The following is a 2,557-nucleotide window of genomic DNA, read 5'->3' on the forward strand; positions in this document are numbered from 1 at the left end:
CCCGTCGTCGACCGCGGCGAGCGCGGCGACCATGTCGCGCCGCTGCTCGGCACAGAGGATCGGCGCCGGCTTGTGGGTGACGTTGGACCGGCGGGCGACGATGGCGTGGAGCTCGTCGCCGAAGGTCGCCGCGTCCTCGAGGTAGTGGACGTGGCCGGGGTGTAACAGGTCGAAGGTCCCCTGTGCGACGACCCGCGTCATCGGAACCACTGGAGGAATCCGCCCTCGTCGCCGTCGTCGAGCTCGCGGTCGATGTCTTCCTGGGTAAAATCGAAGAAGTGCTCGTCCGGCACCTCGACGTCGAGCACGTCGAGCGTGGTCTGTCGTCCCTCGTTGTCGAACGCCTTCCAGTCGCCCCACCCGTAGGGGGCGCCGACGATGATGTGGACCCGCCCCTGTCCGAAGGTCGCCAGGTCGGCGTCGCTCGGGCGGAGCGCCCCGTTCGGGTGCGAGTGGACCGACCCGACGGCGCGCATGTCGTTCGGCTTCATGTGCGTCCGGACGCTGGCGCTGACCGGGTTCGACTCCGTGCCGGGGATGACGAGCACGTCGGTGATCACCTGTCCCTCTCGGTCGAGGTCGAGCTTCCGGGCGTCGTCCGCGCGGAGGAACCCCATGTACTCGTCGGGGTGGCTCTCCTCGCTCGCCTCGAGGACGAACTCCAGCGTCTCTCGGGCGATCCCGAGGAGCTCGTCCGAGCGGAACAGTCGCATACGCGGGGGAAGTCGCCGTCGCCTCATAGGGGTTCCGGACCGCGGGACCGACGGACCGCCGCGTCGTGCGACGGGATCTCACGCAACACGAGCGCATCCGAGAGCGAAGAGAACAGGCTTAACACCGCTCGTTTCCGATTGCGTTCTATGAGCGAACACTCCGCCGGGGATTCCGGCACGCGGGGCGATTCGAGCCCCGAACCCGACGCCCACACGGCGAAGGGGACGGCCGACGATCGGCCGACCGTCTACGACCTGGCGCCCGACTGCACCCTCGAGGACGCCGAGACCGACGCGCTCTACCACGCCGAGGTCAACGGCGTCGTCGACTACGGCGTCTTCGCCGACGTCTCCGACGCCGTGAGCGGACTCGTCCACGAGTCGAACCTCGACGGCGACTACGCCGTCGGCGACCGGCTGATCGTCCGGCTGACGGAGGTGAAACCGAACGGCGACGTCGCCTTCGACGACGTGACGCTCGACGACTACCGGACCGAGACCGTGGCCCACGAGCCCACCGTCTCGCGGGTCCGCGGGCTCTCGCCCGGCGACGAGGTGACCGTCGAGGGGGAGGTCGTACAGGCGAAACAGACGGGCGGGCCGACGATATTCGCCGTCGCCGACGCGTCCGGCGTCGTCTCCTGTGCCGCCTTCGAGGAGGCCGGCGTCCGTGCGTACCCCGAGATCGCGGTGGGGGACATGGTGCACGTCTCCGGGACGATCGAGACGCGCGAGAACGCCCTCCAGCTCGAAGTCGACTCCCTGAAGCGGCTCCCCGACGACCGGGCCGCGGCCGCCAGGGAGCGCTACGAGGCGGCGCTCGACGAGCGCGCCGCGCCCGCGGACGTCGACCCGCTCGTGGAGTGGGAGGCGTTCGAGCCGATCTACGAGGACCTCCACGAGCTCGCCCGGATCCTCCGTCGGACGGTGCTCTCCGGGCGCCCCATCCGCGTCCGTCACCACGCGGACGGCGACGGGATGTGCGCGGCGATCCCGGTCCAGCTCGCCCTGGAGAGCTTCGTCCGCGACGTCCACGAGGACCCGGACGCCCCGCGTCACCTGTTCAAGCGGCTCCCGAGCAAGGCGCCCTACTACGAGATGGAAGACGTCACCCGCGACCTCAACTTCGCGCTGGAAGGGCGCGCGCGACACGGCCAGAAGCTCCCGTTCCTGCTGATGCTCGACAACGGGTCGACCGCGGAGGACGTCCCCGCCTACGAGAACCTCGCGCACTACGACATCCCGATCGCGGCGGTCGACCACCACCACCCCGATCCCGAGGCGGTCGACCCGCTGCTCGACGCCCACGTCAACCCCTACCTCCACGGAGAGGACTACCGGATCACGACCGGGATGATGTGCGTTGAGCTCGCCCGGCTGATCGATCCCTCCATTACGGGGGAACTCGAGCACGTCCCGGCAGTCGCCGGGCTCTCCGACCGCTCGAAGGCGGAGGCGATGGACGACTACGTCGACCTGGCCGCCGAGGCCGGCTACGAGAAGGCCGACCTCCTCGACATCGGCGAGGCGCTGGACTACGCGGCCCACTGGCTGCGCTACTCGGAGGGGAAGACCCTCGTCAACGACGCCCTGAACGTTGGCTGTGACGACCCCGAGCGCCACGAGGAGCTGGTCGAGTTCCTCGCCGAGCGCGCCGAGCGCGACGTCGACCGCCAGCTCGACGCGATCGAGGGGCACGTCGACCACGAGCGGCTCGCCTCCGGCGCGCACCTCTACCGGATCGACCTCGACGAGTACGCCCACCGGTTCACCTACCCCGCGCCGGGCAAGACCACCGGCGAGCTCCACGACACGCGCGTCCAGGAGACCGGCGACCCCGTCGA

General features: G+C 70.0%; 3 protein-coding genes. 1 reads left to right on the top strand and 2 read right to left on the bottom strand.

The window, feature by feature from the left end; genetic code table 11:
* Positions 1-201, bottom strand: a 201-nt coding sequence (locus GJ633_RS15745) for an adenylyltransferase/cytidyltransferase family protein (protein ID WP_156589535.1), incomplete at its 3' end; no start/stop codon positions are given.
* Positions 198-713, bottom strand: coding sequence for a Mov34/MPN/PAD-1 family protein (locus GJ633_RS15750; RefSeq protein WP_156589536.1), 516 nt, complete (start codon positions 711-713; stop codon positions 198-200). The genes GJ633_RS15745 and GJ633_RS15750, both read right to left, overlap by 4 nt.
* A 147-nt stretch (positions 714-860) precedes the next feature.
* Here GJ633_RS15750 and GJ633_RS15755 point away from each other — a divergent pair.
* Positions 861-2,557, top strand: a 1,697-nt coding sequence (locus tag GJ633_RS15755) for a DHH family phosphoesterase (RefSeq protein WP_156589537.1), incomplete at its 3' end; no start/stop codon positions are given.

It is taken from the genome of Halorubrum sp. CBA1125, from assembly GCF_009742825.1.
In the GTDB taxonomy this organism is placed as follows: Archaea; Halobacteriota; Halobacteria; order Halobacteriales; family Haloferacaceae; genus Halorubrum.

Excerpts from the sequence above, each read along its gene's own strand:
- GJ633_RS15750 (WP_156589536.1), bottom strand. The coding sequence starts at position 713 with ATGCGACTGTTCCGCTCGGACGAGCTCCTCGGGATCGCCCGAGAGACG.